This is a genomic window from Nocardioides sp., assembly GCF_030150155.1.
Taxonomy (GTDB): domain Bacteria; phylum Actinomycetota; class Actinomycetes; order Propionibacteriales; family Nocardioidaceae; genus Nocardioides.
Window position 1 is genome coordinate 1 of the sequence record NZ_JASLGR010000048.1, and the last position, 13926, is coordinate 13926.

A 13926-nucleotide genomic window follows, 5' to 3' on the forward strand; every position below is an offset into this window, starting at 1 on the left:
GGGGAGGGGGGCGGACGCGCGGGTGGCGGCGGGGTCGTGCCGAGGATGGGTGTCCGTCGGTGAACCTCTCGGTGCCGGTGCAGCCGTATCCCGCGGATGTGGGCACCGCCACAATATTGTCAGCGATGGTCAAAATGGAAGGGGTGGGGGAGGGAAAGCCTGGAATGTCCGGGGTGCGGGTGGTGAGCGGGTGCCGGTGCAGGTGGCAGTGCGGGTGCCGGTGCGGGTGTGTGGAGGTTGCCAGCGCGGGTGGCAGTGCGGGTGCCAGCGCAGGTGCCAGCGCGGGTGCGCGGAGGTTGCGCAGCAGCGGCGAATCGGTCGATCAGGCTAAGTTGTCCGACCGTGACGTCTGCCTCGCTCCGTGGCCGCCCGGCGGCGACCTCGCACGCCGAGATCGAGCGTGCTGCGTTCGATCTGTTCGCGGTGCGCGGCTTCGAGGCCACGACGCTCTCGGCGATCGCGCAGGAGATCGGGGTCTCCGCGCGGACCGTCACGCGCTACTACGTGTCGAAGAACGACATCCCGTGGGGCCAGTTCGACAGGACCCTGGACCAGTTCCGCGAGCTGCTCTGGGCGATGCCGACCGAGCTGCCGCTGTGGGACCGGGTGCACCGCGGCGTGATCGCGTTCAACGACTTCCCGCCCGACGCCTCCCCGTCGCACCGCGACCGGATGGCGCTGATCCTCGGCACTCCGGCGCTGCAGGCCCACGCTGTGCTGCGGTACGGGCAGTGGCGCTCCGTGATCGCCGAGTACGTCGCCGAGCAGCGCGGCCTCCCCGTCGATGCCGCCCTGCCCCGCCTGGTCGGCCACGTCAGTCTGGCGCTGGCCGTCGATGCGTACGAGCGTTGGCTGGCCGAGCCGTCCGGTGACGGCGTACGCGATCCGGAGGGGGACCGGCAGCTCCTCCTCGCCTTCCTGGGCGAGGCGATGGACGATCTGCGGGAGTTCCTCACCTAGCCGACTTCCGGGTTCACCACCGCCGACTTCCGGGTTCGCCACCGCCGAGTTCCGGGTTCGCCACGCGCGAGTTCCGGGTTCGCCACGCTGACTTCGTGACGAACACGGATCTCAGCCGTGGCGAACCCGGAACTCGGTCAGAGGGAGGTGTCGATCAGGTAGCCGCTCTGGAACTCCGACTGGAGGACCGAGGCGAGCTGGTCGTAGGAGACTCCCTTCTTCTGGGCGAGGTCCGAGAGCGACGTACCGCTGGTGAGAGCGTCGGTGAGGGTGTCGGCGTCGGTGTCGAGCAGGGTCGAGAGTTGGTCGAGCGTGCGTGACTGCGACTCGGTCATCTCGCCGCCCTTGAGTCCGCTCGGCGGCTGGCCGCCCGGAGGCGGACCCTGCGGCCCGCCCTGCGGTGCCTGGAGCCCCTCGGTCTCGACGAGCTTGGTCGTCATCTCCTGGAGGTTGCTGCTCTGCTTGAGGTCGTCGGGCGCGTCGGCCATCAGCGCCGAGACCAGGTCGTCCTCGCTGACCCCGGAGGTGACGGCGAGGCTGGCCAGGCTCGAGCCGCTGGCCAGGGCACTGGAGACCGCATCGGTCGTCATGCCGAGTGCCTTGGCGGCGGTCTCGAGGAGGCCTGCGGGCTTGGCATCGGTGGTGGAGGCGGTCGCGTACTGCCACGACGAGCCGCTGGTGATCGAGCTGATCGACATCGAAACCTGCTTTCTGCACGGCGTCGGGTGGTGTGGGCCATGCAGCGGGTACGTCGGCACCGCCCGGTTCCGGGTAAGCATCGGCAGTCGATGCATAGGGCTTCTTCAGGTGGTCTGGGGTCCGTGTTCAGCAGTGCTCGCGGCGCCGTTGTGACGGTGGTGTGAGGCTGCTGTGGGCGGCCCCGATGCCGGCTGTGTGGAGGGTTCCTGCGGTCGCCGTGACGTTCAGTCCCACGGCACGTCGTAGTGACGGGCGACTGGCTTGAGGATGGCGTACTCGTTGGCCAACGAGACCAGGACGCTGAGTAGCCAGGCGGCCGCGGTCGTCCAGACAGTGAGGGCGTGTGTGGTGGTCGAGGCCGCGATCAGCACGACGAGTGTCGGCACGACGTACAGGATCGCGACTCGGATGGCGACGAAGATCGCGACAAAGGGGATCGCCGCTGCCGCCAGGACCTTGCCGAACAGCGTGGCTTCGTCGTCGGCGTCGCTGTCCTTGTCGCTGGTAGCCCACGGATCGTCGTGCTCTCCGACGTCGATCCCGAGGAGGTTCACCTCCGTGTCGGGGGCCGGAGCGAGCAGCCGGAGTGCCTGGACGGAGGCCATCCCCACCACTGCTGCCACGGCAGCCCATCCGAGTGACCGAACTGCCCCGACATCGAAGATGAGCAAGCATGCCAGGAACACCGAGGAGAAGGATTCGACGGCGACGGCCTCAGTGCGCAGCCGGAGTCGGAACAGCCGATGGCGACGCTCGCTCACGCCGATGATCCTGTCATTGGACCGGCCGGAGTCGAGGAGATCGGGACCGGCGGAGGGGCTAGGCGTCGCGGCGCGACCGTTGGCCGTCCTCCCAGCACAGCGCGGTGACGGCTCCCGTAGCGGTCGTGATCGGGGCGTGTAGGGGACCTTCGTCTAACGCCGACAGGGCCTGGATCCGGCATGATGCGGGCATGGGCGAGTGGGCCTCCAGGTGGGGCGATGAAGGTGCGCACCGCAGGGAACTGATCCCATTCGGTGAGCGCGAGCCGCGACCTGTCCCTCACGGCTGCGCCCGCTTGGTCGAGGCTACGTTTCACGGCTGGCTTGGTCTCGACGATCCCGTTCTTGTCATCTGGGACAACGAGCGAGAAGTAGTTCGCCTCATGACTGGCGAGATCCGTTGGTATGCCGGAGACGGTCAGCAGGCGTTCCCCCGCGATGGTCAGATCGTCGTTGAGTCTGAGGGCGTCTATCCGCCCGGCAACCGTTACATGGACGCTCTCGCCGTACGGTCCTTGCAGGATCTCATGGACGAGATCAATGCAACTGAGATCGTGGCGGTTGACCCCGACCGCGTCATCCACGTCATGGGTCGACAGGACGGCGTCCGCGCTGAAGTAGAAATCGCGTCCGATAGTGGGATCGTCCTGCGCGCGTCGGGGGTTCAGGGGACGATTCCCTTCAGCGTTGAGGTTCGTGCGATCCGTCTCATCGAAGGCGAGGAGGTCCTTGAACCGGTGGACGTTCACTGGCCGTACTCCTAGTCACGGCGTATGCCTTGGATGGGGCCGAGGTGCCATGTGGATCTGTCATGCGGAGCCTGCGGAGAAGCGGGCCGCGAGGCGTTGCAGTCAGCGTGATCCGATTTACGATCGCAGACGTGGCACCGACTGAATCTCAGGAAGTTCTTGCCCCTCTCACCAGCGCCGCCATCTTCCTCACCTTCACCGTGAGGCAGGGGGCTGAGGCGACGGTGCGCGATGTCCTCGGTGATGTGAGCGGTATCCGGCGTTCGGTCGGCTTCCGGGCCCCGGAGGCGCGGCTGAGCTGCATCGCCGGGATCGGATCGGACCTGTGGATGCGGATGATCACGACGTCCGCACCGGCCGAGCTGCACCCCTTCGTTGCCTTGGACGGAGGGAAGCACCGCGCCCCGGCGACCCCGGGGGACCTGCTGTTCCACCTCCGGGCCGACCGGTTGGACCTCTGCTTCGAGCTCGGCAAGCAGCTTGCACAGCGGCTCGAGGGCGTCGCCGACGTGGTCGACGAGGTGCATGGCTTTCGGTCCTTCGACGAACGGGACGTGCTCGGCTTCGTCGACGGAACCGAGAATCCCGAGGGCGCTGCGGCAGCCGGCGCGGTGCTCGTGGGGGACGAGGACTCGGTCCATCGCGGCGGCAGCTACGTGATCGTGCAGAAGTACTTCCACGACCTCGCCGGGTGGAACGCCCTCAGTGTGGAAGCCCAGGAGCAGGCGATCGGGAGGACCAAGCTCGACGACTGGGAGTTCCCCGACGAAGACAAGGCGCCCAACGCCCACATCAAGCTCAACGTGATCGAGGAGGACGGCGTACAACGGCAGATCCTGCGGGCCAACATGCCGTTCGGCCGGATCGGGGCGAGGGAGTTCGGCACCTACTTCAGCGGCTACGCCCGTACCCCTGCGGTGACCGAGGAGATGCTGCGGCGGATGTTCGTGGGTGATCCGCCGGGCACCACCGATCGGATCCTGGACTTCTCCACCGCCCAGACCGGCTGTCTCTTCTTCGCCCCGAGGGTCGACTTCCTCGACGGGCTCAGTGCCGACGTCAGTGATCCGAGTCGGGGGTGAACCCGGAAGTGGGTGGTGGTGAACCCGGAAGTCGGTGGTGGTGAACCCGGAAGTGGGAACGACGAAGGCCCCCGACAGAGTCGAGGGCCTTCGGTTTCCCGTGTGGCGGGTGAAGGATTCGAACCTTCGAAGCTTTCGCGACGGATTTACAGTCCGGCGTGCCGTCTGGCTTTTGGTGGTGCGAGCGCGGAGGTAGTTCGCCGATGGATTACTGGCCTGACCTGCGACGATGCGTCCCTGACGTGAGTTGCTCCGTGTCTCCCAGAGGTGACCGGGAATGGAGAGGACCGAAACTCGGGCGCGTATAGGGCGCGGTGGTGCTCGACGTCGTCATTACGAGCGCGGCGAGGTCGTCGACCGCTGTCCCAGGGTGAGCGAGTTTCAGGGGCTGGGTTCGGCTGCAGAGAACACGTCCCACGCGCTGGACCTGCGGCATTCCGCCCAGATTGACGGGTTCAAGGCGGCTCGGCGCAGTTACACCTTTAGCTCCGAAAAGGCGACGTTGTGCCTGCCCAGCACCTGCATCCATTCTTTCTCCGACTGAGTGAGGTCAGCTTCAACCAGTAGGCCGACCCTCCGCATTTCGTATCGGACGAGCCAGTGCTGCTGGTAGTCGGTTTCGCAGAGGTAGTCCCACCCCAGAACTCGCGCCTTCGTGGCTGCCCGCGAACGAGGAACGAAGATCATCAACGCCAGGGCGACCAGATCGTCGTCCATCCGTAGGAGTGGCTCCCACACCGACTTGTTAACTCGGCGCCCGAGAACGCGACGCAAGATGTGGAGGTTCCACAGCACGACGTCTGTTTCGGCCCGATCGGCGGCGTCACGCATCTGCCTCTCCACCACTCGGGCGATTCGCGCCTTGTCCGCCTCTCCGATCACATCCTTGATCGTGTCGAGTTCGCCAGCCAAGAACGGGGCTAGGTGGGGATGGAACGTGCACAGACGCGTCAGTTCGTCGACGATCAACACTGATGATACCTGACCCGATTCGCGGCGACCACGGAGAGTTTTCACAGCAAACTTGAGGACTGAGTACTGGGGGTACCGGTGAGCCAACAGCTCGGCATGACGCAGGAACCTCGCCCCGGCCAATGGTGTGACCTTTGCGGGAACGTGAACGCGGACGTCCTCAATCCACGAATCTCCGACACCTTGCCGGAGGTCGGCAATACGGGTCTTCCTAGTGTTCAGGTCGAGCCGGTACTCCGAGAGTGCGTGCTGCAGATCAACCACAAACCTCTCGGCTTCGGAGCGATCCGAGCAGTACGACGTGTAGTCATCCACGTACCGCAGGAAATCGTGCCCCTTGGCCACCAGAGAGTCATCGACCCTCTGTAGGACCAACTCCGCGAGAAGGTTCGATACGGCTGGACCGATCATTACGCCTTTCGTCTCGCCGTCGTGACAGTTCCGAACAAGGAGATCGAGTTTCGCCTGCCAAGTCGTCTGCGACCGATCGGCCTTGGCGTTCTTCTTCCCTCTGGTAGCCCAGTCGATTGCGTGACTGTAAACACTGGGAAAGCAATTGCTCACATCCGCCTTTACTAGGAACTCCTGGCCTTGAGCAAGGCGGGTGTCTCGACTTAGGGATACTTCGGAGGTCTCGTAGTCCATCTGGACTATGCGGCCATTCTTGTGAAACCTTGGCTTGATCTGCGAGCGTGGGCTCCCGAGGAGTTGAGCGAGGTGTGACCAGTTGTCACCTACATGGAGCGCAAGGCGGGAATATGGCACAGGATGCGGAATTCCAAGCCTTCTCACGAGTCCATCGAAGCGGCGTGCTCGGAGTTCCGTCCACGCAGCAGCGTGGTGGGCCCTACCAGGGAGCGTCGCCAGGTCCTTTGCACAATCCACGGAGAACGACTCGGAGGAGAGGATCGCCGGGAGTTCTTCTCCGACTGCCTTGACGCTAGGGAAATACTGCCGCTGAAGCAGTGCCTTCCGAACAGCGTCCGCATCCAAGTCGCCCATTGCAAGGGATGCGAAGAAGTCAGCAAAGTCAGTCTTAGGCATTCGTGGCCCTCCGGTCCTACGCGGTCATTCGAGCGAGCACCGTCAAGCCCGGTCCCTTCGCGGCAAGATACCAATAGGTTCTTCGGCCGCGGAGGCGGGCTGAATACCGCAAGCCCCGAGTGTCAACCAGGCCGGAGCATTCCCGGGCAGAGCCCGGGCCGTGGCTCGCCAACTCATGGGCTTTCAGCGCTCCTACCTCCCGGCTACCACAATGTAGATTTCACCGCATCCCGCGTCGGGTCGCTTCCCACCTGCGTGACATCGCCGTGTTCAGTCGTCTTCGCCTCGGTTCTCGATGAGGAAGGGCTTTCGCTGGTCTGGCAGCTTCTTCCCGAGTGCGGCGATCTCCCGCGCCACGTCAACGAGGGTGCCGTCGTGACGCGCTACCGATTCTCGGAAGTCTGCCAGGTCGACACTGTACTCACTGATCGGCACGGGTCCGTAGGGGCCGTCGCACGCGATGTGAACCCGGTGGGCCAGCGATCCGGGTCGGTTGACGAGATCAGGTGACGTGCCGAGAGTCCAATGAAGCGCGCGTCCCGGGGCCAATGAAGACAGGCCCTCACTTAGACGTCGATGCATCACATCGAGGTGGGCCCCTCCGCGGTCAACCGGGAATGGTGGGTCAATCGTGATGCGCACGTTTACGGCGACGGTTGGGCCCGAATTGCCAACGACGAATTCCAGGTTCCATCCGTTGCGGGATTGCAGTCGAACATCGGCCCAGACGTAGGGCGACGACGAGCCTTCGGCGATGGCTTGCTGGAGGTCTGTCTGTCGCCGCATCTCGCGGACCTGCTGTTGAACGAATCGACCTGACACACCTGTGGCGACCGCGGCTGCAACCGCTGCAAATGACGCGATCACTGCAATCCAAGTCTCCATGGGACGCATGGTAAGCGTTGGCGCCCGACTGACGAGCAGGCTCCGCCGGGGTCGAGCAGGCTCGCGTCATACCACCGCGTTTGACGTGGGGCACCTTCTCTCGGTCGGCCGTGATGCTCGGCCTGAGTGACAGGTTCGCGTGCGGCAGGGCGCGGCCAGTGCCGCTCAGGGCCGCCCGCCGTCATCCATCTGACACCGCCGGGAGCGTGAAGTCGCCCTCGGTGATACGACCGACCATGAAGTAGATGACGACGAGCTGGTTGATCGCACGCTGGTTGCGGTAGTCCTCGAGCAGGGCGTGCGTCGCGATGCGGCACAGCAGCTCGTCCATGAAACGGGCCAGCATCACGGGCGAGTCGATGATGACGTCGAACTTCTGGCCCATCTCGACCCAGCGGTCGATCTCGGCTCGCTCATTCGGGCGGATTCGCTCAACGTGGTCCACCTCGTAGGCGTAATTCTCGGCGAGCGTTGCTGGCGTGGCAGTCGACTCGGGCTGCCGCGACTCGCCTCGACGTTCGAGGTAGGCAATGTTGCGGCAAGCGTCGCTGCAGTAGACGCGGATCCTCCCCTTGCCTGACTTCGGGGGTAGCGGCTGGCCGCAGGTCTTGCAGGTGACGCGTGCGTTGCTCATACCGATCAGGTGCGTCAGGGACGCCGCCCAAGAAGGCGTATCCCACGATCTGTCAAGCGTGTGACGTTTTTGGGAGTCGACGTTGGGGTCAGTCGGGGAGGGGGCAGTGATAGCGGCTGGGCGGTTGGCCGACGGAGGATGGAGAGGTCTGTGGAGGCTGGCCGTGTATAGATGGGAGATGTCTCCCGTCTATGGAGAGGGTTGGTCCCCGCGCAGTCAGAGACTGCGGGCCCGATTCGGTTCCCCTGGCGTTGCCGGTGGGCCACCGGCACCGGTGCCGGAGGGCCTCCGGCACCGAGCGGCGCACCGGACGTGGCTGGCTCTCGCCGTGCACCTCCTGATTGAGAGAGCCGCGTGGCATCGAGGCTTCGTCGCGACCGCGAGGAGGGTGCCATGTCCCATCACCTGACGATCACGGACGCTTGCGATGAGTTGGGCGTCGCACGGTCGACGTTCTATGACTGGCGGGCCGCGAAGAAAGCGCCACGCTGCATCAAGCTGCCCAACGGCGGTCTTCGGATCCGCCGCGCCGATCTGGACCGCTGGCTTGAGGAGCACGAGGAGCCTGCGGACTCCGAGGGTCACGCATGACCGCGCCGGACCTGTCGTACGACGTCCGGATCTGGGACGTCGAGGTCCGCGCGGGAGCGAGGCGGACGACGTACCGCGTGCGCTGGTTCGTCGGGTCGGCCCGCTTCGCCGAGCAGTTTCACGACGCGCAAGCTCGCGGACTCCTTCCGCGCGGGCCTCCTCCGGTCGGCCAGCCGGGGAGAATCGTTCGATCGCCGGTCGGGCGGTAGCAGCAGGCCACGATCGGCTCCGGCTCTACACGAATGAAGCGATGGTCGAGAACCAGCGGCTGTACGGGAGGATCGGCTACGTCGAGACGCACCGAGCCTGCGAGAACGGGCTGAGGCGGATCTTCTACGTCAAGGCCTTGGATGGCTGATGAGGCTGCCGGCCGAGAGCTCGATGAGGTCGGAGTCGACGAAGCGTTCCTCGATCGCGACGATGTTCGCCTCAATCAGCGCCAGCAACTCCGAGTTGTTGATGTTGCCGGTCAGAACGCGGAAGAGTCGTCTCGGAGTGCCGCTGACCAGATGGCTGTTGAGAAAGTCGACGTCCTTGGTCACCACTATCCGGCTCTCGCGGTCAGCCAATGCCGCGATGTCGCTGTCGGGCGTCGCATTGCGTTTCGGCAGATCGAGGGTGTGAATCGCGTCGTGACCCAACTCGTTCAGCGCCCGAGCGAGTCGGCGCGGTAGCTGGGCATCGACCAGGAACTTCACGCGGCGCCGAGAGGCTCGATGTGACCGCGAGTTGTCATGGCACCGAACTCCAGGGCAGCCAGGAGGTCGTCACGCTCCAGATCCTCGTAGTCGTCGAGAATCTCCTCGAACGTCATCCCGGAGGAGAGCAGGTCGAGCAGCATCGAGACCGGGTAGCGCAGGCCACGGACCACGGGCTGGCCGTGGCAGATGTCCGGGTTCGAAGTGATGCGGTCCAAGCGGGTCACGTGAACATCGTAGGCCGGATTTCGTTCCCCTGCCGGTGCCGGAGGCCCTCCGGCACGGAGTGGTGGGCCGGACGCGGCTGGCTTCCGCGGTACACCTCCCGTTTGAGAGAGCGACGTGCCACGGAGGCTTCGTCACGACCGAGGAGGGTGCCATGTCCGATCACCTGACGATCACGGACGCCTGCCACGAGCATGACCGCGCCGGACCTGTCGTACGACGTCCGGATCTAGGACGTCGAGGTCCGCGTGGGAGCGAGGCGGACGACGTACCGCGTGCGGTGACGAGGAGATGCTGCGGCGGATGTTCGTGGTCCGCCGGGCACCACCGCCCAGGCGGGCTGCCTCTTCTTCGCCCCGACGGTCGACTTCCTCGACGGGCTCAGTACCGACGTCAGTGATCCGAGTCGGGGGTGAACCCGGAAGTCGGTGGTGGTGAACCCGGAAGTGGGTGGTGGTGAACCCGGAAGTCGGTGGTGGTGAACCCGGAAGTGGGTGGTGGTGAACCCGGAAGTGGGTGGTGGTGAACCCGGAAGTGGGTGGTGGTGAACCCGGATCTGGGTGGTGGTGAACCCGGAAGTGGGAACGACGAAGGCCCCCGACAGAGTCGAGGGCCTTCGGTTTCCCGTGTGGCGGGTGAAGGATTCGAACCTTCGAAGCTTTCGCGACGGATTTACAGTCCGCTCCCATTGGCCGCTCGGGCAACCCGCCTGGGATGTCTCCGGTGAACCGGACGACTCGGGAACGATAGCGCAGGGGAGTGGCGGAGTGAAAAACGGCGGTCGTCCCGGTGCGCGAGGGGGTGGAACGGCCCGGCTCAGGGCAGCGCGACGGGCTCGGGAGGGACCGCCGCATACGCCTCCCGCAGTACGTCGACACGACCAGCGAACGCCACCGAGCCGATCGACGCGATCGGGTGCACGCCCCGCCCGGACCCCAGCGCGGCCGCCGCGGTGAACCCCTCCAGGTCGGAGGCCGTGACGATGCGATGCTCGATCGGTACCCGGGCCCCGACCAGGGCGACGGTGACGCTGGGCAGCACCGGACCGGCGGGGGTCACCCAGGTGCCGTCGGGGCGGCCCAGCACGAGGGACCAGGTGGTGCCCTCGGTGAGCGTGCCATCGGCGGTGAGCATCACGGCATCGTCGTACCCCGCCGCGATCGCGGTGTCCCGGAGCGCGAACTCCGGGGCGGTCGCGGTGTGCTTCATCGTCGGGCGCATCCGGTCGTGGCGCAGGGCGGCTACCCGGAGCGGGTGCGCCGACGGGGTGAGTCCGCGGGAGGTCACCTCGGCCTGTAGGGAGGCCGACTCGACGGCCAGCCGCACCAGGTGCGGCAGCGCCAGGCCGGACTCGGCCACCCCGCGATGCAGGGCGGTCGCCATCGCCGAGACCGCCACCGACGACCCGTACAAGGCCCGGGTGTCGCGCTGCAGCCGCTCGACGTGCAGCCCCCAGCCCCGCACCCCGATCCCGTCACCACAGGGCAGGGCCTCGACGCGCACCGTGGTGAAGCAGCCATACTTCGGGGCAGCGTCCGCAGTCGTCTCGCTCATCGCCCTCGCATAGTAGGTCCCCGCGTGCCCCGCAGTCTCCGTGTCGTCGTGGTGGACAACCACGACTCCTACACGTTCAACCTCACCGCACTGCTCCAGGTAGCCGGCGCAGCGGTCGAGGTCGTGCGCAACGACGACCCGACCCTGGACGCCCTCGGCGCCGACGACCTCGACGCCCTGGTGATCTCCCCGGGACCGGGCACGCCGCTGCGTGCCGCCGACGTCGGCCGGCTGCCCGACCTGCTCGACCGGCTGCCGAGCACCCCGATCCTCGGCGTCTGCCTCGGCCACCAGCTGCTCGCCCACCACCTCGGCGCCACGATCGAGCAGATCGCGCCGCACCACGGCCACCTCTCGACGGTCAGCCACGACGGCACCGGGCTGTTCGCGGGACTGCCGACGCCGTTCACCGCGACGCGCTACCACTCCCTGACGGTCTCGGCCGTCGACCTGCCCCCGGCCCTGCGGATCACCGCCCGCGCCGAGGACGGCGTCGTGATGGGCCTCGCGGTCGACGGACGCCCCTGGCACGGCGTCCAGTTCCACCCCGAGTCCGTCGCCAGCCAGTACGGCGACCGGCTGGTCGAGTCCTTCCTGCGTTCGGTAACGAGGACGGCATGATCGAGGACCTCTTCGCTCGCGAGCTGGGCGATGCCGCCGACGCGTTCTGGGTCGACCGGCCCGATGGCAGCGCCCTGCTCGGCTCGGCCGACCGCGTGGCGACGTACGACGTCGGCGACGGGGTCCGGATCGACGGCGTCCTCGTCGCCGAGGACCTGTGGACGTGGCTGGCCGGGCTGGATCCGGGGGAGACCTGGGTCGGCTATCTCGGGTACGGCGTCAAGGCGATCACCCGCGGCGGCGTGCCGCATCCTCGGCCGAGCCGGACCCCCGATGCGCTCTGGATGCGGGCTGACCGGCTGATCGAGGTGCCCGCGGCCGCCGCGAGCGCCCAGGCCGTCCCGATCGCCCAGCCTGTCCCGATCGCCCAGCCCGCCCAGACCTCCCGGACTTCCCAGGCCCCCCTGCCCTCCACCCCGAAGACCGACGTCTCCTCACGCGACCGGACCGGCTACCTCGCCGACATCGCGACGATCGTCGGGCACCTGGCGCGGGGCGAGACCTACGAGGTCTGTCTGACCCGGACCGTGAGCACCGCAGCGCCCCGGGACCCGCTCGCCCTGTTCACCACCATGCGCGCCACGATGCCGACCGGGCGGTCGGTCTACCTGCGCCACGGCGACCTGGCGATCTGCTCGGCGACGCCCGAGGAGTTCCTCACCGTCACCCCCGACCGGACCGTCACCTCCAGTCCGATCAAGGGCACAGCGGCGCGCCACCACGACGACCCCGACGCCGACGCCGCCGCAGCGCAGCGGCTCACCACCGACCCCAAGACCCGGGCCGAGAACCTGATGATCGTCGACCTGGTCCGCAACGACCTGCACCAGGTCTGCGAGCCGGGCTCGGTACGGGTGCCGCGCTTCCTCGCCGTCGAGTCCTACCCGACGGTGCACCAGCTCGTCTCCACCGTCGTCGGTCGACTCAGCCCGGGGCTGACCCGGGTCGACGCGATCCGTGCCGCCTTCCCGCCGGGGTCGATGACCGGTGCGCCGAAGGAGCGCACCATGCAGATCATCGACGCCCTCGAACCGGTCGCCCGCGGCGTCTACTCCGGCGCGATCGGGGTGCTGGGTGCCGATGGGGGCGCCGACCTGCGGGTCGTGATCCGCACCGCCGTCGTCGACGGCGCGACGGGCGAGGTCACCGTCGGCACCGGTGGCGCGATCGTGTGGGCCTCCGACCCGGCCGAGGAGTGGGCCGAGACCGAGCTCAAGGCCGACGCCGTGCTCCGCGCGGTCGCCGCCTGCGCAGCGCTCAGACCTGAGGGCGGTGCATCCTGAACAGCTGCTCGGCCCCGATCGTGTAGTAGTCCGCCGGCCCGCCACCGCGCAGCACCGGCTCGCCGGCGACGGTGCTGTACGACCCGTCGACCAGCAACGCGGAGTCGATGTGGACCCCGACCACCTCGCCGAGCACCAGCCAGGTGTCGGTCGCGACGCCGTCGGCGCTGGTCAGCTGCAGGATCTGCGAACGGCGGCACTCGAAGACCACCCCGGCCTCGGCCACGTGCGGCGCCCCGACCACCGTGGAGGCGCCCGCGGTCAGGGCGGCGAGGTCGAACTCGTCGACCGCGCTGTCGACCATCGCCGAGGTGGTGTTCATCTGCTCGGCCAGCGGCCGGCTGACCAGGTTCCAGCAGAACTCCTCGGTCGCCTCGATGTTCGTCACCGAGTCCTTGTGTCCGAGGCTGGCGAACCCGACGATCGGCGGCGTGTAGTTGAAGGCGTTGAAGAAGCTGTACGGCGCCAGGTTGCGCACCCCCGAACCCGAGACGGTCGAGATCCATCCGATCGGTCGCGGGCCGACGATCGCGTTGAACGGATCATGGGCCAGGCCGTGCCCGCGGGCCGGTTCGTAGAAGTGCCGTGCCATGCCCTCAGCCTAGGCTCGCGTGCCCCCCACCGGCCGGTCGGTGCTGGCCGCGCGTGGCGGCGTACGGAACAATGGGGGTCATGGCTGAATCCTCCTTCGACATCGTGAGCAAGCTCGACCGCCAGGAGGTCGACAACGCGCTCAGCCAGGCGGCGCGTGAGGTCACCACCCGGTTCGACTTCAAGGGCACCGGCGCCTCGATCGAGTGGAAGGGCGAGACCCAGATCGAGATCACCGCGTCGGCCGACGACCGCGCGAGCGCCGTGCTGAGCGTCTTCCAGGACAAGCTGATCAAGCGCAACCAGTCCCTGAAGATCCTCGACGCCTCCGAGCCGCGCCAGTCCGGCCAGCAGTCCAAGATCGACATCTCGCTCAAGGAGGGGATCACGACGGAGAACGCGAAGAAGATCTCCAAGCTGATCCGCGACGAGGGCCCCAAGGGCGTCAAGGCTCAGATCCAGGGCGACGAGCTGCGGGTCTCCTCCAAGAGCCGCGACGACCTCCAGGCCGTCCAGACGCTGGTCAAGGCGCAGGACTACGACTTCGCGGTGCAGTTCCAGAACTACCGCTGATCCG

At 67.0% G+C, this 13926-nt stretch carries 16 protein-coding genes and 1 tRNA gene; 7 read left to right on the top strand and 10 right to left on the bottom strand.

From position 1 onward, the window contains the following. The first annotated feature begins 342 nt into the window (after nt 1-342). Complete coding sequence (locus Q1V88_RS15435) at nt 343-960, top strand: TetR family transcriptional regulator (RefSeq protein WP_300682184.1); 618 nt, start codon at nt 343-345, stop codon at nt 958-960. 137 nt (nt 961-1097) lie between these two features. Here the strand turns inward: Q1V88_RS15435 and Q1V88_RS15440 are convergent, their stop codons facing one another. Both Q1V88_RS15440 and Q1V88_RS15445 read right to left on the bottom strand, forming a co-directional pair. Continuing rightward, on the bottom strand, nt 1098-1658 hold the full coding sequence (locus tag Q1V88_RS15440; protein ID WP_300682185.1) for a hypothetical protein: 561 nt from the start codon (nt 1656-1658) through the stop codon (nt 1098-1100). Nucleotides 1659-1883: 225 nt separating this feature from the next. Continuing rightward, the gene (locus Q1V88_RS15445; protein ID WP_300682186.1) at nt 1884-2282 is read right to left on the bottom strand and encodes a hypothetical protein; all 399 of its coding nucleotides are present in this window, start codon (nt 2280-2282) and stop codon (nt 1884-1886) included. Between the two features lie 329 nt (nt 2283-2611). Here Q1V88_RS15445 and Q1V88_RS15450 point away from each other — a divergent pair, with 329 nt between their 5' ends. Together Q1V88_RS15450 and Q1V88_RS15455 are read left to right on the top strand one after the other, a co-directional pair. After that, on the top strand, nt 2612-3184 hold the full coding sequence (locus tag Q1V88_RS15450) for a hypothetical protein (protein ID WP_300682187.1): 573 nt from the start codon (nt 2612-2614) through the stop codon (nt 3182-3184). A 116-nt stretch (nt 3185-3300) separates the two neighbouring features. After that, nucleotides 3301-4251: a Dyp-type peroxidase gene (locus tag Q1V88_RS15455; RefSeq protein WP_300682188.1), complete on the top strand. Its 951-nt coding sequence runs from the start codon at nt 3301-3303 to the stop codon at nt 4249-4251. 474 nt (nt 4252-4725) lie between these two features. Here Q1V88_RS15455 and Q1V88_RS15460 read toward each other — a convergent pair whose 3' ends face one another. The 3 genes from Q1V88_RS15460 to Q1V88_RS15470 all read right to left on the bottom strand — a co-directional run bounded on the left by Q1V88_RS15460 (nt 4726) and on the right by Q1V88_RS15470 (nt 7786). After that, nucleotides 4726-6267, bottom strand: coding sequence for an RNA-directed DNA polymerase (locus tag Q1V88_RS15460; RefSeq protein ID WP_300682189.1), 1542 nt, complete (start codon nt 6265-6267; stop codon nt 4726-4728). Nucleotides 6268-6537: 270 nt separating this feature from the next. Continuing rightward, the gene (locus Q1V88_RS15465) at nt 6538-7152 is read right to left on the bottom strand and encodes a hypothetical protein (protein ID WP_300682190.1); all 615 of its coding nucleotides are present in this window, start codon (nt 7150-7152) and stop codon (nt 6538-6540) included. 181 nt (nt 7153-7333) lie between these two features. Then, on the bottom strand, nt 7334-7786 hold the full coding sequence (locus Q1V88_RS15470) for a hypothetical protein (RefSeq protein WP_300682191.1): 453 nt from the start codon (nt 7784-7786) through the stop codon (nt 7334-7336). Nucleotides 7787-8179: 393 nt separating this feature from the next. On the opposite strand from Q1V88_RS15470, the gene Q1V88_RS15475 reads away from it, so the two are divergent. After that, nucleotides 8180-8377: a helix-turn-helix domain-containing protein gene (locus Q1V88_RS15475; protein WP_300682192.1), complete on the top strand. Its 198-nt coding sequence runs from the start codon at nt 8180-8182 to the stop codon at nt 8375-8377. Between the two features lie 338 nt (nt 8378-8715). Here the strand turns inward: Q1V88_RS15475 and Q1V88_RS15480 are convergent, their stop codons facing one another. From Q1V88_RS15480 to Q1V88_RS15495, 4 genes are all read right to left on the bottom strand, one after another. Further along, nucleotides 8716-9075: a DUF5615 family PIN-like protein gene (locus Q1V88_RS15480; protein WP_300682193.1), complete on the bottom strand. Its 360-nt coding sequence runs from the start codon at nt 9073-9075 to the stop codon at nt 8716-8718. After that, nucleotides 9072-9302, bottom strand: coding sequence for a DUF433 domain-containing protein (locus tag Q1V88_RS15485; protein WP_300682194.1), 231 nt, complete (start codon nt 9300-9302; stop codon nt 9072-9074). Before Q1V88_RS15485 ends, Q1V88_RS15480 begins: the two co-directional genes overlap by 4 nt. A gap of 627 nt (nt 9303-9929) precedes the next feature. After that, a tRNA-Tyr gene (locus tag Q1V88_RS15490) sits at nt 9930-10010 on the bottom strand. Nucleotides 10011-10116: 106 nt separating this feature from the next. Then, nucleotides 10117-10854: an aminotransferase class IV gene (locus Q1V88_RS15495; RefSeq protein ID WP_300682195.1), complete on the bottom strand. Its 738-nt coding sequence runs from the start codon at nt 10852-10854 to the stop codon at nt 10117-10119. 24 nt (nt 10855-10878) lie between these two features. Here Q1V88_RS15495 and Q1V88_RS15500 point away from each other — a divergent pair, with 24 nt between their 5' ends. Together Q1V88_RS15500 and Q1V88_RS15505 are read left to right on the top strand one after the other, a co-directional pair. Further along, on the top strand, nt 10879-11475 hold the full coding sequence (locus Q1V88_RS15500) for an aminodeoxychorismate/anthranilate synthase component II (RefSeq protein ID WP_300682196.1): 597 nt from the start codon (nt 10879-10881) through the stop codon (nt 11473-11475). Further along, complete coding sequence (locus tag Q1V88_RS15505; protein WP_300682197.1) at nt 11472-12758, top strand: anthranilate synthase component I family protein; 1287 nt, start codon at nt 11472-11474, stop codon at nt 12756-12758. The genes Q1V88_RS15500 and Q1V88_RS15505 overlap by 4 nt, the downstream gene beginning before the upstream one ends. Here Q1V88_RS15505 and Q1V88_RS15510 read toward each other — a convergent pair. Continuing rightward, the gene (locus Q1V88_RS15510; RefSeq protein ID WP_300682198.1) at nt 12733-13350 is read right to left on the bottom strand and encodes a flavin reductase family protein; all 618 of its coding nucleotides are present in this window, start codon (nt 13348-13350) and stop codon (nt 12733-12735) included. The two genes, Q1V88_RS15505 and Q1V88_RS15510, sit on opposite strands and share 26 nt — an antisense overlap. An 80-nt stretch (nt 13351-13430) precedes the next feature. Here Q1V88_RS15510 and Q1V88_RS15515 point away from each other — a divergent pair, with 80 nt between their 5' ends. After that, a complete protein-coding gene (locus tag Q1V88_RS15515) occupies nt 13431-13922 on the top strand; it encodes a YajQ family cyclic di-GMP-binding protein (protein WP_300682199.1) in 492 nt (163 codons plus the stop codon). The last annotated feature ends 4 nt before the right edge of the window (nt 13923-13926 follow it).

Bases quoted from the DNA above. Each gene is read 5' to 3' on its own strand.
- Q1V88_RS15465 (WP_300682190.1), bottom strand. From the start codon at position 7,152: ATGGAGACTTGGATTGCAGTGATCGCGTCATTTGCAGCGGTTGCAGCC.
- Q1V88_RS15450 (WP_300682187.1), top strand. From the start codon at position 2,612: ATGGGCGAGTGGGCCTCCAGGTGGGGCGATGAAGGTGCGCACCGCAGG.
- Q1V88_RS15460 (WP_300682189.1), bottom strand. From the start codon at position 6,267: ATGCCTAAGACTGACTTTGCTGACTTCTTCGCATCCCTTGCAATGGGC.
- Q1V88_RS15470 (WP_300682191.1), bottom strand. From the start codon at position 7,786: ATGAGCAACGCACGCGTCACCTGCAAGACCTGCGGCCAGCCGCTACCC.
- Q1V88_RS15515 (WP_300682199.1), top strand. From the start codon at position 13,431: ATGGCTGAATCCTCCTTCGACATCGTGAGCAAGCTCGACCGCCAGGAG.
- Q1V88_RS15505 (WP_300682197.1), top strand. From the start codon at position 11,472: ATGATCGAGGACCTCTTCGCTCGCGAGCTGGGCGATGCCGCCGACGCG.
- Q1V88_RS15495 (WP_300682195.1), bottom strand. From the start codon at position 10,854: ATGAGCGAGACGACTGCGGACGCTGCCCCGAAGTATGGCTGCTTCACC.
- Q1V88_RS15475 (WP_300682192.1), top strand. From the start codon at position 8,180: ATGTCCCATCACCTGACGATCACGGACGCTTGCGATGAGTTGGGCGTC.
- Q1V88_RS15510 (WP_300682198.1), bottom strand. From the start codon at position 13,350: ATGGCACGGCACTTCTACGAACCGGCCCGCGGGCACGGCCTGGCCCAT.
- Q1V88_RS15440 (WP_300682185.1), bottom strand. From the start codon at position 1,658: ATGTCGATCAGCTCGATCACCAGCGGCTCGTCGTGGCAGTACGCGACC.